Annotated in this window: 26 protein-coding genes; 17 read left to right on the top strand and 9 right to left on the bottom strand. The window is 45.8% G+C overall.

All coding sequences use genetic code 11. The annotated features are described in order from the left end of the window. Window positions 1-52: 52 nt before the first annotated feature. The 4 genes from rsgA to MADE_RS02600 all read left to right on the top strand — a co-directional run bounded on the left by rsgA (window position 53) and on the right by MADE_RS02600 (window position 3,840). A complete protein-coding gene (gene rsgA / locus MADE_RS02615; protein WP_012517055.1) occupies window positions 53-1,096 on the top strand; it encodes a small ribosomal subunit biogenesis GTPase RsgA in 1,044 nt (347 codons plus the stop codon). Between the two features lie 166 nt (window positions 1,097-1,262). After that, window positions 1,263-2,240, top strand: a complete 978-nt coding sequence (gene asd, locus MADE_RS02610) for an archaetidylserine decarboxylase (RefSeq protein ID WP_012517054.1) — start codon at window positions 1,263-1,265, stop codon at window positions 2,238-2,240. Between the two features lie 3 nt (window positions 2,241-2,243). After that, window positions 2,244-3,119 (top strand): DMT family transporter, encoded by an 876-nt coding sequence (locus MADE_RS02605; protein ID WP_012517053.1) that lies wholly within the window; start codon window positions 2,244-2,246, stop codon window positions 3,117-3,119. Window positions 3,120-3,150: 31 nt separating this feature from the next. Further along, window positions 3,151-3,840, top strand: a complete 690-nt coding sequence (locus tag MADE_RS02600; RefSeq protein ID WP_012517052.1) for a glycerophosphodiester phosphodiesterase — start codon at window positions 3,151-3,153, stop codon at window positions 3,838-3,840. A gap of 39 nt (window positions 3,841-3,879) precedes the next feature. On the opposite strand, the gene MADE_RS02595 is transcribed toward MADE_RS02600, so the two are convergent. The 3 genes from MADE_RS02595 to MADE_RS02585 all read right to left on the bottom strand — a co-directional run bounded on the left by MADE_RS02595 (window position 3,880) and on the right by MADE_RS02585 (window position 6,745). Then, window positions 3,880-4,308 (bottom strand): MerC domain-containing protein, encoded by a 429-nt coding sequence (locus tag MADE_RS02595; RefSeq protein ID WP_012517051.1) that lies wholly within the window; start codon window positions 4,306-4,308, stop codon window positions 3,880-3,882. A 156-nt stretch (window positions 4,309-4,464) separates the two neighbouring features. Beyond that, a complete protein-coding gene (locus tag MADE_RS02590; protein WP_012517050.1) occupies window positions 4,465-5,406 on the bottom strand; it encodes a divergent polysaccharide deacetylase family protein in 942 nt (313 codons plus the stop codon). Between the two features lie 175 nt (window positions 5,407-5,581). Next, window positions 5,582-6,745 (bottom strand): murein hydrolase activator EnvC family protein, encoded by a 1,164-nt coding sequence (locus MADE_RS02585; RefSeq protein WP_012517049.1) that lies wholly within the window; start codon window positions 6,743-6,745, stop codon window positions 5,582-5,584. 250 nt (window positions 6,746-6,995) lie between these two features. Between MADE_RS02585 and MADE_RS02580 the strand changes: the two genes are divergently transcribed. The 4 genes from MADE_RS02580 to gpsA all read left to right on the top strand — a co-directional run bounded on the left by MADE_RS02580 (window position 6,996) and on the right by gpsA (window position 9,308). Further along, window positions 6,996-7,421, top strand: a complete 426-nt coding sequence (locus tag MADE_RS02580; RefSeq protein WP_012517048.1) for a rhodanese-like domain-containing protein — start codon at window positions 6,996-6,998, stop codon at window positions 7,419-7,421. 12 nt (window positions 7,422-7,433) lie between these two features. Then, window positions 7,434-7,694 carry a glutaredoxin 3 gene (grxC, locus tag MADE_RS02575; RefSeq protein ID WP_012517047.1) on the top strand — a complete coding sequence of 87 codons (261 nt, stop codon included), beginning with the start codon at window positions 7,434-7,436 and terminating at the stop codon, window positions 7,692-7,694. A 62-nt stretch (window positions 7,695-7,756) separates the two neighbouring features. Continuing rightward, the gene (secB, locus tag MADE_RS02570; protein WP_012517046.1) at window positions 7,757-8,266 is read left to right on the top strand and encodes a protein-export chaperone SecB; all 510 of its coding nucleotides are present in this window, start codon (window positions 7,757-7,759) and stop codon (window positions 8,264-8,266) included. A 10-nt stretch (window positions 8,267-8,276) separates the two neighbouring features. Next, window positions 8,277-9,308, top strand: coding sequence for an NAD(P)H-dependent glycerol-3-phosphate dehydrogenase (gene gpsA, locus MADE_RS02565; RefSeq protein WP_023559498.1), 1,032 nt, complete (start codon window positions 8,277-8,279; stop codon window positions 9,306-9,308). 42 nt (window positions 9,309-9,350) lie between these two features. Here the strand turns inward: gpsA and MADE_RS02560 are convergent, their stop codons facing one another. From MADE_RS02560 to MADE_RS02540, 5 genes are all read right to left on the bottom strand, one after another. Further along, window positions 9,351-9,752: a hypothetical protein gene (locus tag MADE_RS02560; protein WP_012517044.1), complete on the bottom strand. Its 402-nt coding sequence runs from the start codon at window positions 9,750-9,752 to the stop codon at window positions 9,351-9,353. Between the two features lie 171 nt (window positions 9,753-9,923). Continuing rightward, complete coding sequence (gene trmL, locus MADE_RS02555) at window positions 9,924-10,388, bottom strand: tRNA (uridine(34)/cytosine(34)/5-carboxymethylaminomethyluridine(34)-2'-O)-methyltransferase TrmL (RefSeq protein WP_012517043.1); 465 nt, start codon at window positions 10,386-10,388, stop codon at window positions 9,924-9,926. Window positions 10,389-10,518: 130 nt separating this feature from the next. After that, window positions 10,519-11,487, bottom strand: a complete 969-nt coding sequence (locus MADE_RS02550; RefSeq protein WP_012517042.1) for an alpha/beta fold hydrolase — start codon at window positions 11,485-11,487, stop codon at window positions 10,519-10,521. A 62-nt stretch (window positions 11,488-11,549) separates the two neighbouring features. Next, window positions 11,550-12,911, bottom strand: coding sequence for an ATP-binding protein (locus tag MADE_RS02545; RefSeq protein WP_012517041.1), 1,362 nt, complete (start codon window positions 12,909-12,911; stop codon window positions 11,550-11,552). Next, complete coding sequence (locus tag MADE_RS02540) at window positions 12,911-13,654, bottom strand: response regulator transcription factor (protein ID WP_012517040.1); 744 nt, start codon at window positions 13,652-13,654, stop codon at window positions 12,911-12,913. Before MADE_RS02540 ends, MADE_RS02545 begins: the two co-directional genes overlap by 1 nt. A gap of 209 nt (window positions 13,655-13,863) precedes the next feature. Between MADE_RS02540 and MADE_RS02535 the strand changes: the two genes are divergently transcribed. Beyond that, window positions 13,864-14,691, top strand: coding sequence for a Spy/CpxP family protein refolding chaperone (locus MADE_RS02535; RefSeq protein WP_012517039.1), 828 nt, complete (start codon window positions 13,864-13,866; stop codon window positions 14,689-14,691). Between the two features lie 117 nt (window positions 14,692-14,808). Here MADE_RS02535 and MADE_RS02530 read toward each other — a convergent pair whose 3' ends face one another. Beyond that, window positions 14,809-15,219 (bottom strand): methylglyoxal synthase, encoded by a 411-nt coding sequence (locus MADE_RS02530; protein WP_012517038.1) that lies wholly within the window; start codon window positions 15,217-15,219, stop codon window positions 14,809-14,811. Between the two features lie 578 nt (window positions 15,220-15,797). Here MADE_RS02530 and argC point away from each other — a divergent pair. The 8 genes from argC to MADE_RS02490 all read left to right on the top strand — a co-directional run bounded on the left by argC (window position 15,798) and on the right by MADE_RS02490 (window position 25,965). Beyond that, window positions 15,798-16,811 (top strand): N-acetyl-gamma-glutamyl-phosphate reductase, encoded by a 1,014-nt coding sequence (gene argC / locus MADE_RS02525; protein ID WP_012517037.1) that lies wholly within the window; start codon window positions 15,798-15,800, stop codon window positions 16,809-16,811. Continuing rightward, complete coding sequence (gene argB / locus MADE_RS02520) at window positions 16,808-17,611, top strand: acetylglutamate kinase (protein WP_012517036.1); 804 nt, start codon at window positions 16,808-16,810, stop codon at window positions 17,609-17,611. The genes argC and argB overlap by 4 nt, the downstream gene beginning before the upstream one ends. Further along, window positions 17,611-18,522: an ornithine carbamoyltransferase gene (locus MADE_RS02515; protein WP_012517035.1), complete on the top strand. Its 912-nt coding sequence runs from the start codon at window positions 17,611-17,613 to the stop codon at window positions 18,520-18,522. Before argB ends, MADE_RS02515 begins: the two co-directional genes overlap by 1 nt. A gap of 37 nt (window positions 18,523-18,559) precedes the next feature. Next, complete coding sequence (locus MADE_RS02510; protein WP_012517034.1) at window positions 18,560-19,765, top strand: argininosuccinate synthase; 1,206 nt, start codon at window positions 18,560-18,562, stop codon at window positions 19,763-19,765. A 64-nt stretch (window positions 19,766-19,829) separates the two neighbouring features. Continuing rightward, window positions 19,830-21,212: an argininosuccinate lyase gene (gene argH / locus MADE_RS02505; RefSeq protein WP_012517033.1), complete on the top strand. Its 1,383-nt coding sequence runs from the start codon at window positions 19,830-19,832 to the stop codon at window positions 21,210-21,212. 15 nt (window positions 21,213-21,227) lie between these two features. Next, window positions 21,228-22,538: an amino-acid N-acetyltransferase gene (argA, locus tag MADE_RS02500; protein ID WP_012517032.1), complete on the top strand. Its 1,311-nt coding sequence runs from the start codon at window positions 21,228-21,230 to the stop codon at window positions 22,536-22,538. A gap of 585 nt (window positions 22,539-23,123) precedes the next feature. Next, window positions 23,124-24,965 (top strand): sensor domain-containing phosphodiesterase, encoded by a 1,842-nt coding sequence (locus MADE_RS02495; protein WP_012517031.1) that lies wholly within the window; start codon window positions 23,124-23,126, stop codon window positions 24,963-24,965. Between the two features lie 133 nt (window positions 24,966-25,098). Beyond that, the gene (locus tag MADE_RS02490; protein ID WP_012517030.1) at window positions 25,099-25,965 is read left to right on the top strand and encodes an alpha/beta hydrolase family protein; all 867 of its coding nucleotides are present in this window, start codon (window positions 25,099-25,101) and stop codon (window positions 25,963-25,965) included. Window positions 25,966-26,070: the final 105 nt, after the last annotated feature.

Below are 26,070 nucleotides of genomic sequence, written 5' to 3'. Positions count from 1 at the left end.
TGCCCTACAAACGGTATTATTGACATAGTATACGTGAAACTAGAAAAGAATCGTGGCGAAAAAACCAAAACTTACACAACGACAGAAACGACAAGTTGCAGCAAACAGAAGCAAACGCTTGCGTGAAAAGCACGGCGCTAAAGATGCTTCGAGTCTGGACGAAAGCGCGTTAGAGAGCGGTACTGTAATTGGCCGCTTCGGCAAACATGCCGATGTTGAAGATACCAATGGCGAAGTTTCCCGCTGCCATATTCGCCGTACAGTCGACTCTGTAGTGTGCGGAGACAAAGTCTTTTTCAGCAAAGGGGATGATGCTGAGTCGGGGGTAAGAGGTGTTATCGAAATAGTAAAAGACAGGCACTCCGTGCTCACTCGCCCCGATTATTACGACGGTATCAAACCCATTGCCGCGAATATCGACCGTATTATTGTGGTTAGCTCTATTTTACCTTCTCTTTCACTGAATATAATCGACCGCTATTTGGTGGCCTGTGAAGATATTGGCATTACGCCACTTATTGTACTTAATAAAGTAGAGCTGCTTAGCGATGAAGAACGCGCAACCGTCACAGAGCAGCTTAAAACCTATGAAAAACTAGGCTACGAAGTGCTGTTTACCAGCTGTAAAACTGGCGAGGGTATTAATACACTTAACGAATACCTTAATGATAATATCAGCGTTTTCGTGGGGCAGTCGGGCGTTGGTAAATCGAGCCTTATTAACCAGGTTCTGCCAGATGCCGATGAATTAACCGGTGATATCTCAGATAACTCAGGGCTGGGTCAACACACCACCACCGCTGCTAAACTGCTTCATTTACCGGCTGGGGGTGATTTAATTGATTCTCCAGGAGTACGTGAGTTTGGCCTGTGGCATATTCCCGTTGAGCGTATCACATGGGGTTTTATTGAGTTTAGAGACTATTTAGGCGGCTGCAAATTTCGCGACTGCAAGCACTTAAACGATCCGGGCTGCTTGTTAAGAGAAGCGGTTGAAGAAGGGAAAATCAGTGCAGAACGCTTTGACAGCTACCACCGAATATTAACCACGATGGAAGAGCAGCGTCCTAGCCATAGTCAGCCCCCAGGTGCATAAGCGGTTTTAAACAAAACGCGATAACACTCACCGAGAGTAAACCCGTGCTTATGCTTTTGTGTAAGCACTCATAACCCTAAAGTTGCTCTAAATACTACGACTTACTATACAATAGCGCTATCTATGCAATGCGTTATTGTTTGCATAAAAGAAACGGAGATATTTTGTGTTAGATTGGCTTAAAGTTAATTTACAATACGTTACCCCTAAGCATTTGCTTTCTCGCCTTGTGGGTAAACTCGCTGAAGCAGAGATGGGTAGCGTGACAACCTTTTTCATCAAGCTATTTATTAAGCAATACAATGTTGATATGACCGAGGCTCTTCATGAAAAGCCCGAGCATTACCGAAGCTTCAATAAATTCTTCACTCGTACGCTTAAGCCAGAAGCGCGCACTATCGATGAAAGTGACGATGTGCTAATCCATGCTGTTGACGGCACAGTGAGCCAGTTTGGCGATATCCGCAGCGACAGCATTTTCCAAGCGAAAGGCCATGACTTCAGCCTTACCACGTTACTAGGCGGAAAACCTGATGTTGCCGCACCGTTTAAAAACGGCAAGTTCGCAACAGTCTACTTGGCGCCACGTGACTATCACAGAATCCATATGCCTATTGAAGGTACGCTAACTGACATGCTGTACGTGCCGGGCGAACTGTTTTCGGTCAACCCGCTTACTGCACAAAATATTCCGGGCCTTTTCGCACGTAACGAACGTGTTGTAGCGCTGTTCGACACCCCGGTGGGCAAAATGGCAATGGTATTAGTAGGTGCTACTATTGTGGCGAGTATCGAAACGGTTTGGGCTGGCACGGTGACTCCACCTACAGGTAAGACGGTCCAGCACTGGTCGTATGAAACTGATAGCGAAGCGGCGGTTAAGTTAGAAAAAGGGGCTGAACTTGGGCGCTTTAAGCTAGGCTCAACCATTGTAGTTTGTTTCGAAAAAGACATGATAGATTTCGAAGATATTGCCCCTGGCATGGTGACACGCTTAGGTGAGCCGATGGCTTCAAAAATGTCTTCACAAAAAGCTATTACACCAGAGCAAACTACCGAAACTCCTGTTCAAGCTAGCAACGAGTTTGATGACAATGCTGGCGAAACCAAGAAAGATACACCTTCAGAGGGCGCTGACAGCTAATTTATGGATGCTGTTAAAAAAAGCCTAATTTCGCTTCACCTCACGGTTGTTTTATTAGGTGGTACGGCCCTTTTTTCTAGGCTTGTACCACTTAGTGCCAGTGATATTACCCTGGTCCGCTCGGTATTTGCATGCATTGCCCTATTTGCATTTCTAAAGCTGGCCAAAAATAAAATAAAGCTGAATAGCAGAAAAGATTACGGCGTTGCGCTTGGCTTAGGCTTACTCATGGCGCTTCATTGGGTTACCTACTTTGCGGCGATGCAGTATGCCGGCGTATCTGTGGGCATGATTGCGCTTTTCACCTTTCCTGTAATTACCGTACTTATCGAACCTTTTTTCGAACGAGTAAGGCTGGTTTGGCAGGATATCCTATCTACGCTAACGGTGATCATTGGCGTATACCTAATTGTGCCTGAAACATCGTTAGAGAACGATATTACGCTTGGCGTTCTAATAGGCATTGCCTCTGCTATTTTGTATTCGTTTAGAAACCTTATTCATCGCAAACACTTTAAGCATTATACTGGTGCACAAGCGATGGCATGGCAAACCTTAGTTATTAGCGTGTTGATGCTGCCTGTAGGAAGTGAAGCCATTGCCTCTGCCTCAACGAATTCATGGCTCATGTTGTTGCTATTAGGCACCGTATTTACAGCCCTGCCCCATGCGTTAATTGCAGCGAGTCTGCGACATTTACGAGCAAAAACTTTTTCTCTAATAGCCTGCATGCAGCCTCTTTACGGCGTTTTTCTCGCTATTATTTTGCTAAATGAAACGCCTGGCTGGAGTGCGCTAGTAGGAGGCATACTCATTACCTCGGCGTCAGTTTATGAAACGCTTAATACCCATAAGTTGCACAGTTCAAACGATGAATAATGCGTATTGATAATGGAAGGGGCTAGTACCTATGCTCATTTTTGCACACCGCGGTGCCAGCAAAGCAGCACCTGAAAATACACTTAAAGCCTTTAGGTTAGCGTTTGAGCAACATGCAGATGGTATTGAGTTCGACACTTATCAGCACGATGACGGCATTGTAGTTTTCCACGACAGGACCCTTAAACGTCGTGCTCGCGAGCCGGGTTACCTGTTAGATGCATCGTGGCAAGCGCTTCGAGAAATGGACATAGGCGAAGGTGAGCGCATACCAACCCTTTCTGAAACCCTAAATTGTGTTGTTGATAATAAGTGGTGCAATATCGAAATTAAACACTTAAACGATGTCGATAGCTGGGTTGAAGACGTAAAGCAGGCTGTGCAAGAAAGCGGTATTAACGTTGATAAGCTGCTTATATCCTCATTTAATCACCATTGGCTTCATGCAATCGCAAAGCGCTGGTCAAAGGTTAAGATTGGAGCGCTCTCGGCAAGTTACGAACTAGACTGTACTGCCAGCGCCCGAGCACTTAACGCCTATTCGGTTAATATTGCCTTAGATGCTGTTGATAAGAGCTTTGTACACGAGGCCCTACGCGATGGGTTTGACGTATTTGTATATACCGTTGATGAACCAAGGGATATGCTAATGCTACGAGAATGGGGGGTTACAGGTATCTTTACTAACGTGCCCGATACAGCCCTTAAGGCACTGTCTTAATTAACCCCAGAGCTCGTTTTTTTGAATACGTTGTAACGCTTATTTTAATTCGGTAGAAAGATGCTCTGAAAATACAGTGTTCTTGCAGCATTTACACTGTCTGCACAAACGCATATTAAACCAGTGCCCGGCTACGATAAGCGCTGCCCCGAGAGCGATGGTAAATGGTTCGTAGTGATGCCCAAAAATATCTTTATGCCAGTAAATAGCGCCACCTGTGAACAATAATATAAGTGGGTAGTATTTACCGTGGTAACGGACAGCACCGCTAATCAACGCCACTGCGCCTACAATTAAAGAGAAGGTTAAAATGGTTCTTTCGAACCACACTTGCGCAAAAAAGCTTGAACCTACAAGAGGTAATAGCGGGATCAAGACAGGTAGAGCGAGACAATGCAACGCACACAAGCTCGACACCCAAATGCCAAGTTTGTCTAGTTTTGTTGGATTCTCATCAATTGGAGTCATTACTCTAAATACCACCGTGCCGGAATATGTGCGCAAAAATACTGTCAGAGACGTTATATTATAACAGACTAGCAAAAATGCGAAACGTTCCCACATTAAATTTTGATCTTATTGAGACGAAAGTAGACTAATGAAGGGGGAAAGTAAGTGGGTTAACTATTCCTTTGGCGCAACATCAGTGATTTCTGGCGACACTTTTCGCGTGCTATATCGAGTGTGCTCTAGGTTTTCTGAACTTACTTTATTCGTGAAAGCCAAATTATTTTTCAGAGTAATATTTTTGTCAGCAATGTTTTTACTGGCAATTATGTGGTGTGAAAGCCCTGCGGTTTGCTCATGCACATTTGGAAACTGCTTCGCCACTTTCGGTGCATCGGGAAAATAGTCTGCCACAGAGGCGAGGCTAAAGCCTTCTTTTTCAAGTAGTGGTAAATGCGTTTGCAAAAAGTCTATGGTGGCAGGATGAGGGTGACCTATAACTAAAACTCGTCCTTCACGCTTAGCAATACGCTTCATCTCATTGAATTGCTGTAATAAAAACGCAGGCTCTAAGCGGTGATCAAGGAACACTTGGCGACTGGCGTTAGGCACACCGAGTTGTTCGGCAATTTCCTTTCCTTTAGATAATACTGTCGTTCGGCTGTCGACAAAGAATAGCCCCTGACGCTTCACCTCTTTAAGTAACGCTTCCATCGCCTCTCGCTGCCCGGTAAAGGCACTTCCCATATGGTTGTTGATACCCACCGCGTTAGGTACGCTCTTCATTGCCCTGCGGACATTGTGTGTAATAGCACCGGCGTACATATCAGTTGAAAGCCCAAGGGGCCCCATATTTTTACCATTTTGAGCCTGCATCGGCATATGCAGCATTACCGCCCTGCCCTCTTTTTCAGCGCGCTGCGCTATTTCAGATGCCAAAGGCGTTTGTGGGAGTATGGAAAAAGTAACTTCTTTAGGAAGAGAGAAAGCAGCGATATCGGACGGCCTGTAGCCCAGGTCATCTAGAATTATTATTATGTCTGACTTTGCTTTGACGTAAGGGCTAACAAGCCCGCATAAAACAAAGATTATACAAGGCGTTAGCAGACGCAAAAGCATCTAAATCACATCCATTTTTCATCATTATTATTTAGCGCACAATACACATAGCTGTGTTTTATTTTTAACTCTCAAACTTAGCATACCAACAACTGGTTCAGTTTCAACGTTGCTGATGACTTTAGTGTTATTTTAATAGCGCCAGCCCACGCGCGCACTCTGGTTGGGCAACCGCTCAGTCTAGCCACGAGCTTGGATTAAGGGCTTTACCTTTGTGGCGAATTTCAAAGTAAAGGTTAGGATATTCCTGACCGCCACTTCGCCCAACAAGGGCTATTCGCTCGCCCCGTCTAACATCGTCACCAGCCTGTTTAAGCAAAGCTTGATTGTGCCCATACACGCTCATGTAGCCTTTACCATGGTCAATAATAGCAACCAACCCGAAACCACGAAGCCAATCGGCGTAGAGGACTTTACCAGGGGCGATGCTATTGACAGGGTCGCCTTCTGCACCATCAATGATAATACCTTTCCAAGATACTTGCCCTTGGCGGCGGCTACCAAATAGCTTTCGAACTCTCCCTTTCACTGGCGGCGTTAACTTTCCTTTGAGCTTCGCTAGTCCGTCCATAGATACTTCCGCATTCCTTGCAGCTCGTTCAGCGGCTATACGCGCGGCCTCTATAGCATCTCTAAGGGCTTTTTCATCGGCCTGCAATGAAGCAATTCTTTGGTTTTCCGACGCTATAGTTTTATTGATTTTTGTGAGTGTTTTTTTACGGTCGGCTTGGCGCGTTATGAGCACCGCGCGCTGACCTTCTTGCTCTTCTTTAAGAGCGGCAAGCGATTGCGCTTTTTCATCGAGTTCAGCGTTAACTTCCTCAAGCCTTGCTACATTGCTTCTAAAACTTTCAATCTCTTTTTGACGAGCTTTAGCAACATATTGGTAATAGGTAATTACGCGTTCAAATGTGCGGGCGTCATCTTGATAAAACAACATTTTTGCGTAGTCGTAATGCCCCGCCATAAAAGCACTTTTTAATTGACTAGATAATAAAGACTGCTGTTTGCGAATAGCCGCTTTAAGGGTTTCTTGCTCAGCACCAAGCTTTGCTTGTTCTTGCTCTACATTGGCAAGCGACTGACGAGTAATGGCTAATGCCTTGGCGACTTTCGCTATCTCAAGTTCAGAGGCTTTAAGTACACTTTTTAGCTCTTGCGCACTGGCTTTATTATTTTTTAATACCTGTTGGCGCGCGCGAAGCTCTGCCTGTAGTTCTGCTAACTTCTCTTTTTGCGCACTGGCCCCGGCTTCTTGCGCAATAGCACCACTTCCAATCGGCAGAGTAGCGAGTGCAATAATACACCCTATGATTGAAAGTAATGACCGTAATGACATAACGTGTGCTTAAAACCTCGCCTTTTTCGATAATGCGTCAATTTCGTTATTGCTATTAATAACATTTTCCAGTGTATCTGACGGTCACGCATATGCCCAGTGCAATTTATCCGTAATATCAACCATCTAAAGTATTTCTATGAAGCATGCCGCACCTCACATCCATCTTAGTGAAAGGTAGGCTGGTTTCTCGCCCATTTTTCTATATACTTTGCACTCTTTTCATGGTCTGTAGACAGGGTTAGAGGTAATGGATCAACTAATTGAATTTGCTAGCAACAACTTTATTCTTGCTGGTATTTGGGTTGCGCTGATTGCCATGTTGATATTTAGTTATATCAGTGCATGGACATCTTCGGTAAAAGAGCTAAGCACTCACGAAGCAACACTTTTAATTAATAAACATGACGCAATAGTACTTGATACACGTCCTGCGAAAGAATTTAATGCAGGTCATATTTTGGGTGCAAGGCAGATTAAACCTGAAGAAGTGCGCGAGAAAAACTTCAAGAAACTTGAAAACAGTAAAGACAAACCCATTATCGTAGTATGCGCTATGGGTAATCAGGCTCGTGGTACAGCAAATGCGATGCAAAAAGACGGCTTCGCGAATGTGAATGTATTAAAAGGCGGAATGAACGCATGGCAAAGCGCCAGCCTTCCCGTTTCTAAATAACAGGTAACCTTTATGAGCAAAGTAGAACTTTACACCAAGGGCCACTGCCCATACTGCCATCGCGCAAAAGCGCTGTTGACGCAAAAGGGTGTAGAATTTATTGAATACCCGATAGATGTTAAGCCTGAGCTACGCGACGAAATGATTGAGCGAGCAAACGGCGGCTGGACTGTTCCACAGATTTTCATTGACGATCAGCACGTTGGTGGCTGTGACGATATGATGGCTTTAGAAGCACAAAGCAAACTAAGCCCTATGCTGGGTTTAGCGTAAAGCGTCAGCGCATACAGCAACGCACTACATTAAATTAAAACGACAATTAAATAGGAAATACCATGGCTGACGAAAATCAGACAAACAACGGCGAAGCAGCAGGCGCACAAGCGCAGCAGGGTGCTCAGTTCAATATTCAGCGTATCTACACAAAAGACATCTCTTTTGAGTCTCCAAACGCGCCAGCTATTTTCACTAAAGAGTGGAAGCCAGAAATTAAACTAGACATCGACACTAGCACGAACAAGCTAGAAGAAAATGTATTTGAAGTTGTGCTTTCAGTGACCGTAACGGCAACACTAGGCGAAGAGACGGCCTTCCTATGTGAAGTACAGCAAGCAGGTATTTTTGCTATTGGCGAAATGCCAGACCAAAACAAAGCGCACACGCTAGGTTCGTTCTGCCCGAACATGCTTTTCCCATATGCGCGTGAGACTATTTCTAACTTGGTTAACCGTGGTACTTTCCCTCCACTTAACCTCGCACCTGTAAACTTCGACGCTATCTTTGCCGCTTACGTGCAAAAACGTGCACAACAAGCGCAGGGCGAAGCGCCTAAAATGGACGCCTAATTAGTTGACCATGAAGGACGTGGACATGAAGTCGAATTCGGTTTCAGCGTCGGTTTCAGTATTGGGGGCGGGGTCTTATGGCACCGCCCTTGCTTTTTGCCTTGCCAGAAATGGTAACCCCACATTACTTTGGGGTCGCGATGAAAAGCACGTTGCCGAGATGAACACCAACCGAGAAAACGCTCGCTATCTTCCAGGCGCGACATTTCCTGATGCGTTGGTTGTTAATGCCAACCTAGAAGAAGTGGTCGCTGCCAGCCAAGACATCTTAGTGGTAGTACCTAGCCATGCTTTTGCGGCTATGCTTCAAAGTTTGAAACCCTTGCTTAAACCGCATCAGCGTATTATTTGGGCAACCAAAGGGCTAGAGCCTAAAACCGGTCGTTTACTTCGTGATGTAGCAGAAGAAATTCTGGGAACCGACTATCCGCTAGCGGTGCTTTCAGGCCCCACTTTCGCTAAAGAAATGGTAGCAGGCTTGCCTACCGCTATTTCACTGTCTTCTACCGACGATACCTTAAGTGATGAGTTTGCAGCAAAACTGCACTGTGCGAAGTCATTTCGCGTGTACAAGAACTCAGACTTCACGGGTGTACAGCTGGGCGGTGCGGTGAAAAACGTTATCGCTATTGGCGCTGGTTTAGCAGATGGATTAGGCTTTGGTGCTAATGCACGTACAGCGTTAATCACCCGTGGCTTAGCAGAACTCACCCGTTTGGGCGTAAAGCTAGGTGCAAATCCAGAAACCTTTATGGGTATGGCGGGTCTTGGCGATTTGGTATTAACCTGTACTGACAATCAGTCGCGCAATCGTCGCTTTGGTTTGGCACTAGGCCAAGGTAAAAGCGTGGATGTGGCCATTGAAGAAATTGGTCAGGTCGTTGAAGGTTACCGCAATACTGAAGAAGTACACGTATTATCGAAAAAAGTGGGTGTGGAAATGCCTATCTGTGAGCAGATATACGCGGTGCTTTATCACGGAAAATCCCCTAAAGAAGCAGCCTTAGCCCTGCTTGGTCGAGATTTAAAAAACGAAGCGTAATCACATTACGCTTCATTTTTATTTAGTTATTTCAGCGACTAATTAGCGACCTTCTCTTATCACTATCACTTTTGCGTTGTCTCGGTAGCCATCGTGGTTATGTTTATAGCGCTTAGAGCTTTTCACTTTCTTCGCCTTCTTGTAGGGTGAATCAACGACCACATAGCGATTTCCTTGCTTGCGGTAGTAATGGTTATTCGCAACGTAGTAACGATGATTATTAATAACCTCAACTCTATGCGCCCCCGGCAAAACATTAACGTACAGCCCAATCTCAGGTACGCTAATGGCAACATCAACTAAAGAGCGAGCAGGCTGTGTAATAACGGTTACCGTTTCATTTGCCCCTCTTTTACCGTGAGAGTGATGCCCTGAGTGCGCGCTAGCTTGCCCAGCCACCATTAAACAAACGCCGGTAATAATACTGAGTGTTATACGTTTCATAATGCTACTCCTAACTCATTTGTGTATATTCACAGGCTATACTAATGAGTGAAGCTGAACGAAAACTGACTCTGACGCGCTTTACGCTGTCTTTACATTGGGCATAAAAAAGCCCTTATAACAGGGCGTTTTTAAAATGAATATCTTCAGAAAGCTTTTACCCGCCTTCTGCTACCGGGCACCTTCGTAGCCAAACTGGCGCCAGCTTTCATATACAAAGACAGATACGGCATTGGATAAGTTCATACTGCGGCTGTCTGGTAACATGGGAATGCGAACGCGCTGCTCTGGCGGTAGCGATTGAATATAATCATCCGGTAAACCACGGGTCTCAGGACCAAATATAAGTGCATCGCCTTTTTGATAGGATACATCGCTATGAAACGCTTTGCCTTTGGTGGTGCAGGCAAAAACGCGGTTCGGTTTTGCATCTTCAAGGTAAGCATCTAAACTAGCATGGCGTTTTACATGAGCAAACTCATGGTAATCTAAGCCTGCACGACGTACCCGCTTGTCGTCCCAATCAAAGCCCAAAGGCTCAATAAGGTGCAGCATAAAGCCGCTATTCGCACATAAGCGAATAATATTTCCAGTATTTGGCGGGATTTCTGGCTGATAAAGTACGATATCTAGCATGCTTGTTTAAATTACCTTCAAGATTAAAAACCCGTTCATTTTATAACGAAACCGCCCTTTGCATCACCCTACCCTTCTCTTTAATTGCATGTTAATGGTCTTAACTATGCAGCATAGTTAACGAGTAACCTTAGCTTTCTGTAAGAAAATCGAGAATGCGGGTGAGCGAGCGTTCACGAATATCGTCAGACTCGGTGAAGAGCTCATGATAAGCACGAGGTACAATTTCTAACGTTGCGTTAGGCATACGCTGCGCTACAAGACGCTGGCGCTTATTATCGATAATAGCATCGTCATCGGCACTTAATACCAGTGTGGGGGTGGTAATGGCCCCAGCGCTGTTTTCAATTTTATTCATTGCCTGGTGGGCTGCCGCTAACCATTCAGTGGTCACGCCGCCTAGCTGTATATCCTGCTCTTCGTCATACAATTCGCGGAATAGTGCGTAGCGGGTTTTACTATGCGTCAGTTTATTCAGTGCAAATGGAAAGGCGATATACGGTGTCTGCCCGAAGAAGTAGCCTGAATCGGCTTTTTTCATTCTATTAACCGCAAGGCCAGTGCGTATTAGCCCGTTTGCTAGCCAGTTAGGCAGCGATGGCTTAATGCCAAACATCGGTGATGCAAATACGGCTTTAGAGAAAAGCTTTGGCATGCGCAGTAAAGTCAATGCGCCTATTGCTCCACCCATCGAGTGGCACACTAACAATAAAGGCCCTTGATGCTTAGGCTTAACAATGGTTTCTACAAATGTGACAAAGTCATCTACGTAATCATCGAAGTGGGCTACATAGCCATGCTGCGGGTCGCTTGTCATTCGGTCAGATAGGCCTTGACCTCGGTGATCAAGAATAAAAACGGCAAAGCCATTTTGATAGAGATCGTAAATAAACTCTTTGTATTTTAAGTAAGACTCAATACGCCCTGAACAAATCACAATCGTTGCGCGAGGCGACTTAGGAATACAATGCGAATAGCGCACTGTGATATTGTCTTTTCCTACGAAATGGCCCTGCGTCACGCTGTGCTGCCAAAAAGGATTAATATCTGTAGCAAAAGTGCTAGCTAAGTTATTTTCAGACGTGAACGCCCAGTTCATAAATACCCTTTTACTGTCAATACGCGCTCTATTAGGCCTAAAGCGATCTTCCTACGTTGTGCTTACGACTTAGGAAAAGACAAGGTTACTTTAAGCCCACCGCGCTCAGCCGGTTCAGCAATAATCCTTCCATGATGCAACTCCACGGCTGCTTTTGCAATGGATAAACCTAAGCCCACGCCCCCGGACTCCCGCTCTCTGGCAAGCGTTGCTCGATAAAAGGGAGAAAAGATGCGTTCACACTCTTCATGGGAGAGCCCTTCACCATCATCAGCAATATGAATACACCAGTGCTCTGAATCCTCGCTAAACGAGATACGGGTAACAAGCGCGCTATGACGAATTGCGTTGCGCAATACATTTTCTATTGCACGACAAAACATCATACTATCGATAACCACTGTCTTTTGAGGTATGTCATCAATTTGAAGCTGCTTGTTTTTATTTGCCGCCTCAAAATTCGCGTCGGTAAACACATCGTTTAGTACAAGCGACAGCATTTGCTTTTGCATAGATGCTTCACCAGCTTCAGCTTTACTCAAGGTGAGAAGTTGACTCACTAACGCTTCCATCCGATCGGCTTCTCGCTCTACACGCGCTAAGGTTTCAGGATCTACGTTTTGCTGATGCGCAAGTCCTAATGCCATTTGTAAGCGGGCAAGCGGTGAGCGTAGTTCATGAGAGACATCGGCCAATAGGCGTTTTTGGGCGCCCCACATGGACTCTAGCTGTTCTGCCATCTTGTTAAAGTCCCGCGAAAGCTGCCCTAGCTCGTCCTGACGCTTAGCCGCTCGGCCTACTCGCGCCTGCCAGTCACCGCTCGCTATGCGTTTCGCTGAGCTTTGTATACGCAGTATGGGGTTAGTCAGTGATTTCGCAAACAACCAGCTCAATAATATGGTGGTAATCAAGGCGATGGTTAGGAACAGTAAAATCGGTGGAGTTTGCTTTTCAGGCATTTCCAGTCTCACTGAAAAAAGCGCAAATCGGGAGCCGTCTCGCTCGAAGAAAACCGGCCCCAAAATTTTAAATGCTCCCCGCTTCACCGCTATGGGTGACGTTTGTGTGACTAATCGAAGTAAATCTTCTTTGTCCTCGTTACGAAGCGGTGGGCCACCACCAGAAATAACGCGGTTATCACTAATATCAATAGCCACCATTCGCCCTCTCCCTCCCCGAGAATGGCGGTCAAGCGCTCCGCGTAATGGTGCACCTTGGTAACGGTTATCTTGTATGCGCTCCACCACTTGATTGAGAGCAGCCACTTCACGTGGTTTTATCGGTACAATTTCAAGATCTTCAAAGAAAAGGCGGCTGCCCCAAATAGCCAGCAAGGCGGTGACAATAAACGTAGCCCAAAACCATAAAAACAATCGGCCCATGATGGCCCGCGTTGGGCTTACGCTGCGTAGCAGTTTTACCATTAATGGCTTCCAACAATTAACATATACCCGACACCGCGAATGGTTTTAATTTTTTCATCAACCGCCACGGCCCCTATTTTTTTGCGCAGGTTACTCACGTGCATATCAATACTTCTGTCAAAGGCTTGAAGCGGTTTGCCAAGTATTTTTAGGCTGATTTCTTCTTTTGTGACACGCTGTGCTGCATTAAGCATCAGCAAGCGCAGTATTAAAAATTCAGTGGTGGTAAGGGTAAGTTCTACATCATCTACTTTGGCAAGCTGACTACTGGGGCTTAGTAAAATTCCATTTACAAACAAGTCTTGCTCAACGGCCCCGCCGCTTGATGACAAATTATGACGACGAACGATCGCTTTAATTCGAGCTACTAGCTCGCGATGATTAAAAGGTTTAGGCAAATAATCATCGGCGCCCATCTCAAGACCTAAAATTCGGTCGTAGTCGTCGCCTCTCGCGGTAAGCATAAGCACCGGCGTACTGTGGCTTGAACGAAGTTTTTTCAAAACGTCAAATCCATCCATTTTAGGCATCATCACATCAAGCAATATCAGGTCATAATGACGCCCAGACACCGCTTCAGATAACCCCTCTTCGCCATTGTTACGCACTTGTACCTGATAACCCATACCCGATAAGTAAGTAGCGAGCATTTCTGTTAGTTCTAGGTCATCATCAATAACAAGGATAGACTGCAAATGAAAATCTGAACTCATGGTATTAAACTCTTTAACTGCTAGATTCATGAAAATGCCTGTAAATTGGATAGAATTCAACCTACGCTTATGGTGTGCCTCGCCTCAAGCCGACAACAGCACTGACAAATCGCGTACTATATCTTTTCAGACCTTTACAATCACAAATCGGCGGTGCCTTTACATAAGCTTTACACTGCATTGACTGCTTTTTTAGTCGAGCACGCTACGATTAGCTTGTCCGAAAAAAGGAGACGACAATGAAAAAGTTATTAATTGCTAGTGTAACGGTAGCAGCGATTGGCTTAGGTGGCCTTGCATTGGCGCATCCGTTAGGACCTGGTATGCGTCACCACGAACCGGTTAAAGAAATGGTTAAACATTTTCGCGACCTGAGCTTGAGCGACACGCAACGCGAAGAGTTAAAAACACTTGTAAGCGCATTTAAAGACGCTAACCCTCGACCTAAATTTGGCGATATTGAAAAGCCTAGCTTTGATTTTGATACCGCCACTGAAGCCCAGCTCAGCGCTTTTATTCAAGCTCAGTTTGAAGAGCGTGAAGCTACCCATTTCGCTTTTGCTCAACTGCGTCACGACATCTACAACGTGCTGAATGAAGAGCAACAGGCAACTCTCTTAGCTCGAGACGCTAAAAGAGAATTAGATATACAAAAACATCGTGACGCTTTCGTAAAACAAGAAGCTCGCTTTGCCAAACGAATGGATGGTGAGGGTAAAGGTCCTAAACGCAAGCATAGGGAATTTTTGTTTGAAGGCATTGAATTAAGCGACGAACAAATAGCGAGCTTTGCAGAACTTCGCGAGTCATTCAAAGATACATCGAAAACGAATAGAGAGACGCTACGCAATTTTAAAGACGCCCAGCGCGATTTGATTCGCAGCCAGTCTTTCTCTCAAAACGCTTGGGACGCGCTTATCGCCCAATACAAAGACGACCTTGTAAGTGCTAAGGTTGAGAAAGCCAAACAGCGCCAAGCCATGTTTCAAGTGCTAACGCAAGAACAGCAAGCTACATTAAAGGCGCAACGAGAAAATGAACGTGAGCTACGGGATATGTTTAGATAAGCGCGTACTGTTGAACCGTTACCCACCCTAAAAAGTGCTGGCCTAGGCCAGCCTTTTTTATATTCAACTAAACTTAATTACACGTTCAGTAGAACTCTATTTACCTGCAATGGCATTTTAAAAATTTGGCTTTACCGGCTTGTAATCAGGCGATAAAAATAATGGCGATGTTATTACCAAATCTGCTGTGGCTGGCGTGCAGGCTACTGGTACATTCCATACTGAACACAGCCGCAGCAGCGCTTTTACGTCGGGGTCGTGGGGCGCTGGGTTTAACGGGTCCCAAAAAAAGAAAAGTGCATCTAGTTTATTCTCAGCAATTAATGCCCCAATTTGTTGGTCGCCGCCAAGCGGGCCGCTTTTATAGCGTGTAACCTCTAGCCCAGTTTCGCTGGCAATCAGGCCTCCGGTGGTGCCTGTTCCCACTAAGTTGCACTGTTCAAGTATGGCAATATGCTGCTTAACCCATGCAAGTAGTTCTGGTTTTTTATGGTCGTGAGCGACAAGCGCCAAGGTAAGTTTGCTCATTTTAATTTCCGCTATTATTCCCAACAAATTATACGTAGCCCACGAGCTTCTGCCTGTGAATACCGTCTACTCATGGTCTTACACTCCCAGTGTACCGTACTTTATCACTATCACCTGTAAACTCTGAAATAAGATATAAATATTCAATTCTATTGCTCACATTGTCAACTTACTGTCACAACTATAACTCTATTATAAAGTGCATTTTTTGAGACAAATAAGCCGCCGCAACAAGATAAAATATTTATACATTTTTATTGCATAAACATTCAAATTAGTTACACTAGTCCACGGTTAAGGCATCCAACCCCATTTTTTGGGTTGTAACATGATAGGAATTGATGATGACACAACCAACTCGTGTTGATGGTTTTACCACTAACAGCATTATAGAGTTTACCTCTCCCCTGGCTGGCTACACCTTGCATAGCACACGACGATGCGTGTGTACTTCTATGCTTATTCGGTAGCACACTTTTTACCTTTGTAATGTGGTCGCGGTTAGGCAAGGATTTACGGCTAACCAGTTTACAAAGGTAAAAAGTGATTTTTTTCTCCTTTTATTGAATTTATAAATTATGTATAGCGTTTCAATTATCGGTGCCAGTGGTTACACAGGGGCACAACTTGTTCAGTTAGTATTACAGCACCCTAAGCTTGAGTTAGCGGGTACTTACGTATCTGAAAACAGTAACGATGCGAACAAAAGCATTGCAGAACTGCATGGCAACCTTGCGCATGTAAATGCCACACTGACGCCTATTTCAGATACCGCGCTTAGTGAAATGGCAAATGGCGTAGACTTTATTTTTCTTGCTACCCCTCATGAGGCAAGCCACGATTGGATGCCAATCTTGTCATCAGGCAAAGCAAAAGTATTGGATTTATCAGGTGCCTTTAGAATTAAAGACACCGCGGTTTTTGAGCAATTTTACGGTTTCCCGCACACGCAGACACAAAGCTTAGCGCAGGCGGTTTACGGTCTTGCCGAGTGGCACGAAGCGCAAATAGCAAGCGCCGACGTTATCGCAGTGCCGGGCTGTTACCCCACCGCCAGCCTTAGCGCGCTAAAACCACTTGCGCACAACGGCTTATTAGATGAGAGCGTACGCCCTGTAATTAACGCGGTTTCCGGCGTATCGGGTGCAGGTAGAAAAGCCAGTTTAACCACCAGCTTTTTTGAGGTAAGTCTTCAGGCTTATGGCGTGTTAGGCCATCGCCATACGCCTGAAATTGAAGCCTATTTAGGTACGCCTGTTATCTTCACGCCACACCTTGGTAATTTCAAAAGAGGTATTCTGGCAACGGTAACCGTGAAAGTTAAAGCTGGTACCACCAGCGCACAACTTGAGAAAGCGTACACTGACGCCTATGCTGATAAACCCATTGTGCGTTTGCGCAAGAGTTTCCCAAAAATTGATGACGTTGCTCACACTCCCTTTGTCGATCTTCACTGGAAGTTGGATGAAGCATCTGGGTATGCAGTTGTTACCGCTGCCATTGACAACGTAATGAAAGGTGCAGCTTCACAAGCGATTCAGTGCCTTAACATAATGACGAAACAACCTATAGAAACAGGGTTAGTACTATGAGTGTTTCACCTATTGTAATTAAAGTTGGCGGCGCATTGCTTGATGATGCCGCGGCAATGACGCGCTTATTTCTAAGCGTAAAAGATGTGCAGGCCACTCGCCCAGTGGTAGTGGTTCACGGTGGTGGGCCTTTAGTGGAAACACTAATGGCAAGCCTTGGCCTTAAAAGCACCAAAATTGATGGCCTTCGGGTTACCCCCGATGAGCATATGCCCTATATTTGTGGTGCACTGGCCGGTTCTGCTAACAAGCAGTTATGCGCCGCCGCACTCGCCTCGGGTTTAACGCCTGTCGGCTTGTCCTTACTTGACGGCAACATGGTGGTATGTGAACCACTTGCTGATCAATATGGCGCGGTGGGTGTGCCAAGTACCGCAGATGCCGCGTTTCTTAAGAGTGTTTTAGCCCAATCGACCTTGCCAATTATTAGCTCCATAGGCTCTAGCCCGCAAGGCAGGCTGCTTAACGTAAACGCAGACCAAGCGGCTACGGTTATCGCCGAACTGCTCAACGCCGAGCTTTTACTGCTTTCAAATGTTGATGGCGTACTTGACGGCAACAAAGCACTTATCAGTGCGTTAAATGCTAATAGTATTGCTCAATACGCCAGTGAAGGCGTAATCACCGATGGTATGAAAGTAAAAGTTGACGCCGCGCTTGCCTCTGCAGAGAGCCTAAGCCGCCCTGTTTATATCGCAAGTTGGGCGGCAGATATCACCGATATACTAAATAAAACAACAGGTACACAAATAGTACCTACAACCCTTGCCGCTGAAAACGGCAATGCCGGAGAAATATAATGAAACAGGACCTACTCACCTTTGCAGATTGGACACCAGAAGCAATGCAAAAATTGCTGCAATTGGCAGTAGAAATTAAACAAGCCCCAGCCAGCTACAGCAATGTGCTTGCGGGCAAGTCGATTGTTGCCCTGTTTGAAAAACCGTCGTTGCGAACTCGCGTAAGTTTCGATATCGGCATTAACAAGCTTGGCGGCCACATGGTTTATCTAGATGTGCAGTCTGGAAAGTTAGCCGGACGCGAAGATGCAGTAGATACCGCCGCTAATCTTGCGTGCTGGGCAGACGCTATCGTGGCTCGCGTATTTTCCCACAGCACGCTTGAAACCTTTTCTAAGGCGGCAAACGTACCGGTAGTCAATGCACTGTGCGACAAATACCATCCCTGCCAAGGCTTGGCTGATTACCTCACTATGTTTGAACGCTTCGGTAAAACCGAAGGCTTGACTATGGCTTACGTGGGCGACGGTAACAATGTAACTCACTCGCTATTAATTGTGGGTGCGCTACTTGGTTGTAATCAAGTGGTAGTGACGCCAGAAGGTCACGAAGCCAGCCCTGAAATTGTGGCGCAAGCTAAGGCTATTGCCGAGAAAACCGGCGTAACTATCGTAGAGAGTACAGAGCTTAGTGCTGCAAACGGCGCAGATGTTATCTATGCTGATACGTGGCTTTCAATGGGCGACGATACGCCACTTGACGTTATCAAAGAAAAATTCATGCCTTATCAGGTCAATGAAGCGCTGATGGAGGCCACGGGTGCAAGCTACGTCATGCACTGCCAGCCTGCCCATCGCGATTTAGAAATCACAGGCTCGTTAATTGACAGCGACAAGTCGCTATTAATGCAACAAGCCGAAAATAGAATGCATGGCCAAAACGCCATCCTTACTCAATTACTTAACGCTTAAAAAGACGCCTAAAAAGACGCTTAAAAGGATTACTTAGATGCAAAACGTTAAAAAAATCGTGCTGGCCTATTCAGGCGGGCTTGATACATCAGCCATCATTCCATGGCTAAAAGAAAACTACGGCTGTGAAGTTGTCGCATTTGCGGCAGATGTGGGCCAGGGTGATGAAGAGCTTGAAGGTCTTCACGAAAAAGCTATTGCCTCTGGCGCAAGCGAGTGCCACATTGTTGATTTAAAAGAAGAGTTCGTTAGCGAATATATCTTCCCTACTATCACGACAGGTGCGGTTTACGAAGGCGAATACTTACTAGGTACGTCAATGGCCCGCCCAGTGATCGCTAAAGCGCAAGTTGAGATTGCGCGTAAAGTGGGTGCCGACGCGCTATGTCACGGTTGTACCGGTAAAGGTAACGACCAAGTGCGTTTTGAAAGCACCTTTGCAGCCCTTGCGCCAGATCTAACCGTTATCGCGCCTTGGCGTGAATGGGATATGGTAAGCCGTGAAGACTTACTTGCCTACCTAGCTGAGCGCAACATTGCCACCACAGCGTCAGCCACTAAAATTTACAGCCGTGATGCAAACGCATGGCACATTTCACACGAAGGTGGCGAGCTTGAAGACCCATGGCAAGAGCCTACCAAGCAAGTGTGGACCATGACGGTAGACCCTGAAGATGCGCCAGATACGCCTGAGCGTGTAACCCTGTCGTTTGACGAAGGTAAGCTTACTCATGTTGATGGTGAAGCGCTGTCTCCGTATCAAGCACTAGTTAAGCTGAACACAGTGGCTGCAGCCCACGGTGTTGGCCGTATCGACATTGTTGAAAACCGTCTTGTGGGTATGAAATCTCGTGGCTGTTATGAAACGCCAGGAGGCACAGTACTGCTAAAAGCTTACAAAGCGCTTGAAACCATGGTGCTTGATAAAGCTGCCCTTAAATACCGTGAACAAATTGGCCTTGAGTTTTCACACGTCATGTACGATGGCCGCTGGTTTACTGCCCTTAACGATGCACTACTAGCTGGCGCAGCATCTTTTGCGAAGAAAGTGACAGGCGATATCGTGGTTAAGCTTTATAAAGGGCAAGCTACGGTGACGCAGCGCCGTTCGCCTAACAGCCTTTACTCTGAAGACTTCGCCACTTTCGGTGCCGATGATGTATACGACCAGAAACACGCAGAAGGCTTTATTCGCCTATTCAGCCTTTCAAGTCGTATTGAAGCACTGAAAAACCAAGGTTAATCGCCTACCGCGCGCATTTGCGCGCGGGTAGCGAACGCAATAAACAGCATTTAAGGAGCATCACATGGCGTTGTGGGGTGGCCGGTTTGAATCCGGTGCAAGTAGTATGTTTAAACAGGTTAACGACTCGTTGCCGTTCGACCAAGTCATGGCAAGCCAAGACATTCAAGGCTCGATCAGCTGGTCACGTGCTTTGCAAAAAGCAGGTGTACTTACCGCTGATGAACAAGCGCAGCTAGAAGGCGCGCTTAGTGAGCTAAAAGCGCAAGCAGATGCCGGTGAATTAGACTTTAACGCCTCTAGCGAAGAAGACATTCACAGCTTTGTTGAAGCCGCGCTTATCGAGAAGCTTGGCGATATTGGCCGCAAGCTTCATACAGGCCGTAGCCGTAACGACCAGGTAGCCACCGACTTCCGTTTGTGGGTACGTGAGCATATTGCTTCACTTCGCGCTGATGTATTAGGTGTTATTAAATCACTTCTAAATGCCGCAAGCCGTCATCAAGAAGCGATTATTCCAGGTTATACCCACTTGCAGCGTGCTCAGCCCATTCACTTTGCACACTGGTGCTTAGCGTATGTGGAGATGCTAAAGCGTGATTTAAGCCGTTTAGACGACTTAAAAGTACGCATGAACCAGTGCCCCTTAGGCTCTGGTGCACTCGCAGGCACCACCTTTCCGGTAGACCGTCACGCCATTGCAGAAGAGTTGGGGTTTGACTCTCCTTGCCTAAACAGCTTGGATGCGGTGTCCGACAGAGACTTTGTACTTGAACTGCTGTTTGTTGCTAGTACCAGCATGATGCACTTATCCCGTCTTGCCGAAGACATGATCTTCTATAATTCAGGCGAAGCAGGCTTCCTGCAGCTAGGTGACAGCGTGACCTCAGGCTCGTCACTGATGCCGCAAAAGAAAAACCCAGATGCCCTTGAACTTATGCGCGGCAAATGCGGGCGCGTATTTGGCGCCCTACAAGCACTGCTTGTAACCATGAAAGGCCTCCCTCTTGCGTATAACAAAGACATGCAAGAAGACAAAGAAGGCGCTATCGATACGGTTAATCAGTGGCACATTTGTTTGTGTATTGCCAGTGAAGTACTCGATTCACTTCAGCTTAACGAAGAACGCTGTCGTGTAGCAGCGGCTCAAGGTTTTTCTAATGCTACTGAATTGGCCGACTACTTAGTAGGTAAAGGCGTGCCCTTTAGAACAGGCCACGACATTGCTGGGCGCGTAGTGCTTCAGGCCATCGACAAAGGCTGCGCTATTGAAGATTTACCGCTTAGCGACCTGCAAGCTATTAGCGATAAAATTGAAGACGACGTTTACCCAGTATTGCAGCTAGAGTACGGCGTGAACCAACGCAATATTCTAGGGGGCACCAGTAAAGAAACCGTGACGAAAGCTCTGTATCAAGAGCTGGAAAATTTAGACAAGCAAGGGTAGTTAAGGAACACTAGGATGGTATTAGCGCATCATGACGGCATCAAGCTGTTTCGCAGTTCACTGCCATACATTAATGCTCATCAGGGAAAAACCTTTGTCTTGATGTTCGGTGGCGAAGCCATCGAACACCCTAATTTTCCGAATATTATTCACGACATCGCTCTGTTAAATAGCTTGGGCGTACGCGTGGTGGTGGTGCATGGTGCAAGGCCGCAAATTGACCAACGTGTTGCCCTTCGCAACATTGAGGGTAGATTTGAAAGCGGCGTGCGCATTACCGATAAGCAAACGCTAGAGTGCGTAAAAGATGCCGCTGGCTCGGTACGCTCTCAGGTAGAAGCTCTGCTTACTATGGGCTTGCCGAACTCGCCTATGCACGGTTCTCAAATTCGCGTCTGCTCGGGTAACTTGGTGGTTGCCAAACCTATGGGTGTGCGCGGTGGTGTGGATTTTGAAAACACGGGATTAGTTCGCCGTATCGATACGACGGGAATTAGCGATCACCTTAACGATGGCTCGATTGTGCTGTTATCCCCCATGGGCTACTCATCAACGGGTGAAGTGTTTAACTTATCCCATGAAGATGTCGCCACACAGGCAGCCATTGCGCTAAAAGCTGACAAGCTTATTGTGTTCTCGAACTATGATGGCGTGTATAACCGTGAAGGCCGTTTATTACGTACTATTGAGCGCCCACAGCTAGAGCAGCTCATGATGGCAGGCGATATCACCACAGAAGATACGGTGCTTAGCGCGCTTACCACCAGCGTAGCGGCAGGCGTTCCCCGCGCCCACTGTATTAGCTATGAAAAAGATGGCGCGTTACTTCAAGAACTGTTCACCCGAGACGGCACTGGCTCACTAGTGATGGAGCACCACTACGAGCAGCTACGCGCGGCCACTATTGAAGATGTGGGCGGTATTTTAAAGCTTATCAAGCCACTGGAAGAAAGTGGTGTGCTAGTAAAGCGCTCTCGTGAACGATTAGAGAATGAAATTAATCAGTTCATTGTAATAGTGCGTGACGGTATGATCATCGCCTGTGCGGCGTTGTACCTTTATCCCGAAGACGGCTGTGCGGAGTTAGCTTGCGTGGCAACGCACCAAGATTATCGCGGTAAAAACCGCGGCGAGCGTATCTTAGATGAAGTACGTGCGCGTGCCAAAGAAGCGGATATACATAGTATCTTCGTGTTAACTACGGTGACCGCTCACTGGTTCTTGGAGCAGGGTTTTGAGCCTGCCGATATTGGCGCTTTACCCGCCGTAAAAAAAGAACTGTATAACTTCCAACGCAATTCTAAGGTATTCACCTTATCGGTGTAGATAAGCATGATAACGCTTTCATATTATTAAGGAAAGCGTTGCTCCTTTCTCCCATTAGAGAATACGAATTACACTTAATAGCTTTAAAGCTACCACTAATCCACGTATAACGTTATATTGATACGCGGTATCCTCGCGATAACCATTTGATTCTAGTATTGAACATATTTTTACGTCCGTGGTTTGCTAGTGATTGCTAAAATAACAAAAATAATTAAAAACTATCTCTTACTGAATGACGATAATTTAAAAACCACAGACGCGAATATCTGGCGGCTTAGTGTACTTCGCACTATCTTGTTGATTGGCGTGATACTTACTTCTGCCATCGTTATACATTCATCCTATACAGCCTATGTACAAAAACTTTACTATGTCATGTACCTCACTCTGGGCTTTAGTGCTTTTCTCTTCGCTACGCTTGCCATCGGCTTATAACACATAAAACTCGCCTCCGCTTGTTTAGTGTTAGCGGTGGTAGGGGCCTCGCTATGTATTTTATTTTTCACTCTCGACCTTATGTCAGCAAGGTATGGTCTGTTACTGCTATTTACACTGCCTATTATTGTTAGGGTGTTGTATGGCGTGAAAGCATCTATTGCCAGTATGTTATTGAACTTTATTCCTTTTTACCTGTTACTCAATAACACCCAGCTTTCGCCATTATTCGGTATCGACATTACATTGCCAGATACCCATACTTACCTTGCCTCGTTAATCTTTTTGTTCTTTAACTTTTGCATTCCCATGGCTGTGTTACGCGTTATGTCTTCACTTGAAAGGCAAGCTGAACATAACTTGCTACAAAGTAAAAAGCTCAATAAGTTAGTTAGCCGTTATCAAGAAATTTTTAATAACGGCGGAACGCCGTCATTTTTTTGCGATGACAAAGGGCGAATTTTGCAAGCGAACAAAGCGGCACGGGCACTTTTGAAAAGGCACAATCCTGATGGTGAATACATTCAAGATCTCTTCGCCCTTTCGTTACCCATAACTCGCGGAGTCAATCAGCTTGCCTCTATCTGCAATGCTCCCGAACGAGAATTCAAGCTACAGCCAGCCAGTTTAGAGCATCACAAAAAGCAGCTGATCCACTGCCACGATTTATCTGCGTCAAAAAAGAATATGCGTGAATTCGATGCATTCAAAAAGCAGCAGTTTGAAAAGCTCTACGTCAATGAACTCACTGGATTAAAAAACCACCACTTCTGGAAAAAGACAGAATCGAGTGAGAGCATTTTAAATCGCCATATTGTGCTATTGAAATTAGCCAATTTGCGAGAGGTCAATCTGCAGTATGGTTATAGTCAGGGTGATCAACTCCTGTTGCGTGCTGCGGCGCTACTCCAAAGTGAATTGCCGACCGATGTTAGTATCTACCAATTCCCTGGGGCGAAGTTTCTATTTACGCTAAACACTAAACACCTTGCTCAAAAAACTATCGAGGAATATTTAGCGCGTAAGTTACCCTCAAGCATGATGATAGATTCGGCCAGCGCAAAAGTGGAACATCCCTTATCATGGCGCGTCGGTCATTATCACGCAACTAGAGAGATTAACGTTGATGCTGCGGCAGAATGCTGCGCTATCGCCTTAAGCCAAAGCAGTGAACTTTCACCAATTGTATCGTTCAGAGTCAACACGGTAAAAACCATTAGGGAAAACACCCAGCAGAAAGACAACGTAAAAATGTTGCTCGATAACGGCTGTCTCGCCTTGTACCTTCAGCCACAGGTCGACATTAACGGTAACATTGTCGGTTATGAAATACTTGCGCGGTTAAAAGAGCCAAAAACAGGAACCGTGCTTCAACCTTATCAGTTTCTTCCTCTGGTGGAACAAAATAAATGGGAAGTGCTTTTTACTCAGAAAATTATCGATGGCACGCTTGAACTTATCAAGTCGTGGCCGGCAGGCTTGCCCCCTGTTCCGTTAGCCATTAATTTGTCTGGGCCTGAATTGCTCAGCGATCTCTTCTATGAAAAGCTTTTGCGTCGCTATTCTGAAAGCCCTGAACTCGGTAAGCGATTAAAATTAGAGCTTACGGAGACGTCAGTACTGGCCAGCCACAATGAAACCAAGCGTCGCTTAACGTCTTTGTCGAACGTAGGGGCCACCATTATTATTGACGATTTTGGTACTGGTCACGCGTCACTATCGCAACTGATTGATATGTCAGCAAGTATTATAAAGGTGGACCGAGAGTTCGTGGAACGGGTAGAAACCTCTGAGCGACACCGAAAAATCGTTAAGATGACGTTAGACCTAGCTAAGAGTTTAGAAATGCAGACAATCGCAGAGGGGGTAGAAACACGCGCCCAATTGTCAGTACTAAAAGACATGGGGTTTAAACATTTTCAAGGTTACCTCTTCGGTAAACCAGCCCCCATCGAGCACTGGATAAGTGCATCAAAAGCGCAGGCTTAACTAAGTTTCCAAAGATCTAGCTAAACCTAATATGCGTTTATCACAAATTGAAATAAATCTTTTCATTGCAAACTCTGCTGAAGAACGCTTTACTGGTATGACCAGGTAGAAGTTAAAGAGTAAGGTACACCTAGTGAGCACCGCAAAGCCTAACGACATTACGGTAACGTGCAAGGACAGCATGCGTTTAAGCGCAACGCTTTTCACTCCCAGACAGCCTGCGAAGGCAGCGATTATGATTGGTCCTGCAACAGGCATTAAACGTCAATTCTACAGCGCGTTTGCCACTTATTTATGTAAGCAAGGGTTTGGCGTTATCACGTTCGATAACCGAGGCATTGGCGGGTCGGTAAAGGGCAGTGTTAAACAAAGTGATGCCTCGCTAGTAACCTGGGGTGAACAAGATATGCCGGCGGTGCTGGAGACACTAAAGATTCATTTCCCTAATGTGCCTTATTTTCTTGTTGGTCACAGTGCAGGTGGTCAACTGCTGGGTTTGATGCATAACGTACACGACCTCACTGCTTTTTGTAACTTTGGCAGTTCATCAGGTAGCTTAAGAAACATGCGTAAGAGCTATTTGCTAAAAGCGCATTTCTTTATGAATTTCTATATCCCTGTGAGTAATTTACTGTTCGGCCATACGAAATCTCAGTGGGTAGGCATGGGAGAGCCATTACCTAAAAAAGTGGCGCGCCAATGGCAGAAATGGTGTAACGGTAAAGGCTACGTAAAAACAGGGTTTGGTAGTGATGTTAACCAACACCACTACGACACCATTCAAATGCCTTCAAAGTGGCTACTCGCCAATGACGACGACATTGCTAATATTCACAACGTCCACGATATGATTAGCGTTTTCCCCAATATGGAAGCGGAAGTGGAAGAGCTCGATCCGCAAACCTATAACGTAAAAGAAATAGGTCACATGAAGTTTTTTTCGCGAAAATGTCAGCACCTATGGCCTAAGGTCACCGATTACATAAGACAGTATTTTTAATCCCTACGTAGGTTCTTATGCTTCACACTTTGTATATCATTACTGTGTCAGCAGGTACCACTCCTTTACAGTCGGCCACGAACAATCACACAGCGAGTATTAACC

This window comes from Alteromonas mediterranea DE (assembly GCF_000020585.3).
GTDB classification, from domain to species: Bacteria; Pseudomonadota; Gammaproteobacteria; order Enterobacterales; family Alteromonadaceae; genus Alteromonas; species Alteromonas mediterranea.
This window is presented reverse-complemented; position numbering and strand designations above follow the sequence as displayed.

Coding starts and splice junctions, on each gene's coding strand:
- MADE_RS02605 (WP_012517053.1), top strand. CDS start 2,244: ATGGATGCTGTTAAAAAAAGCCTAATTTCGCTTCACCTCACGGTTGTT.
- MADE_RS02600 (WP_012517052.1), top strand. CDS start 3,151: ATGCTCATTTTTGCACACCGCGGTGCCAGCAAAGCAGCACCTGAAAAT.
- MADE_RS02595 (WP_012517051.1), bottom strand. CDS start 4,308: ATGACTCCAATTGATGAGAATCCAACAAAACTAGACAAACTTGGCATT.
- MADE_RS02590 (WP_012517050.1), bottom strand. CDS start 5,406: ATGCTTTTGCGTCTGCTAACGCCTTGTATAATCTTTGTTTTATGCGGG.
- MADE_RS02585 (WP_012517049.1), bottom strand. CDS start 6,745: ATGTCATTACGGTCATTACTTTCAATCATAGGGTGTATTATTGCACTC.
- MADE_RS02580 (WP_012517048.1), top strand. CDS start 6,996: ATGGATCAACTAATTGAATTTGCTAGCAACAACTTTATTCTTGCTGGT.
- grxC (WP_012517047.1), top strand. CDS start 7,434: ATGAGCAAAGTAGAACTTTACACCAAGGGCCACTGCCCATACTGCCAT.
- secB (WP_012517046.1), top strand. CDS start 7,757: ATGGCTGACGAAAATCAGACAAACAACGGCGAAGCAGCAGGCGCACAA.
- gpsA (WP_023559498.1), top strand. CDS start 8,277: ATGAAGGACGTGGACATGAAGTCGAATTCGGTTTCAGCGTCGGTTTCA.
- MADE_RS02560 (WP_012517044.1), bottom strand. CDS start 9,752: ATGAAACGTATAACACTCAGTATTATTACCGGCGTTTGTTTAATGGTG.
- trmL (WP_012517043.1), bottom strand. CDS start 10,388: ATGCTAGATATCGTACTTTATCAGCCAGAAATCCCGCCAAATACTGGA.
- MADE_RS02550 (WP_012517042.1), bottom strand. CDS start 11,487: ATGAACTGGGCGTTCACGTCTGAAAATAACTTAGCTAGCACTTTTGCT.
- MADE_RS02545 (WP_012517041.1), bottom strand. CDS start 12,911: ATGGTAAAACTGCTACGCAGCGTAAGCCCAACGCGGGCCATCATGGGC.
- MADE_RS02540 (WP_012517040.1), bottom strand. CDS start 13,654: ATGAATCTAGCAGTTAAAGAGTTTAATACCATGAGTTCAGATTTTCAT.
- MADE_RS02535 (WP_012517039.1), top strand. CDS start 13,864: ATGAAAAAGTTATTAATTGCTAGTGTAACGGTAGCAGCGATTGGCTTA.
- MADE_RS02530 (WP_012517038.1), bottom strand. CDS start 15,219: ATGAGCAAACTTACCTTGGCGCTTGTCGCTCACGACCATAAAAAACCA.
- argC (WP_012517037.1), top strand. CDS start 15,798: ATGTATAGCGTTTCAATTATCGGTGCCAGTGGTTACACAGGGGCACAA.
- argB (WP_012517036.1), top strand. CDS start 16,808: ATGAGTGTTTCACCTATTGTAATTAAAGTTGGCGGCGCATTGCTTGAT.
- MADE_RS02515 (WP_012517035.1), top strand. CDS start 17,611: ATGAAACAGGACCTACTCACCTTTGCAGATTGGACACCAGAAGCAATG.
- MADE_RS02510 (WP_012517034.1), top strand. CDS start 18,560: ATGCAAAACGTTAAAAAAATCGTGCTGGCCTATTCAGGCGGGCTTGAT.
- argH (WP_012517033.1), top strand. CDS start 19,830: ATGGCGTTGTGGGGTGGCCGGTTTGAATCCGGTGCAAGTAGTATGTTT.
- argA (WP_012517032.1), top strand. CDS start 21,228: ATGGTATTAGCGCATCATGACGGCATCAAGCTGTTTCGCAGTTCACTG.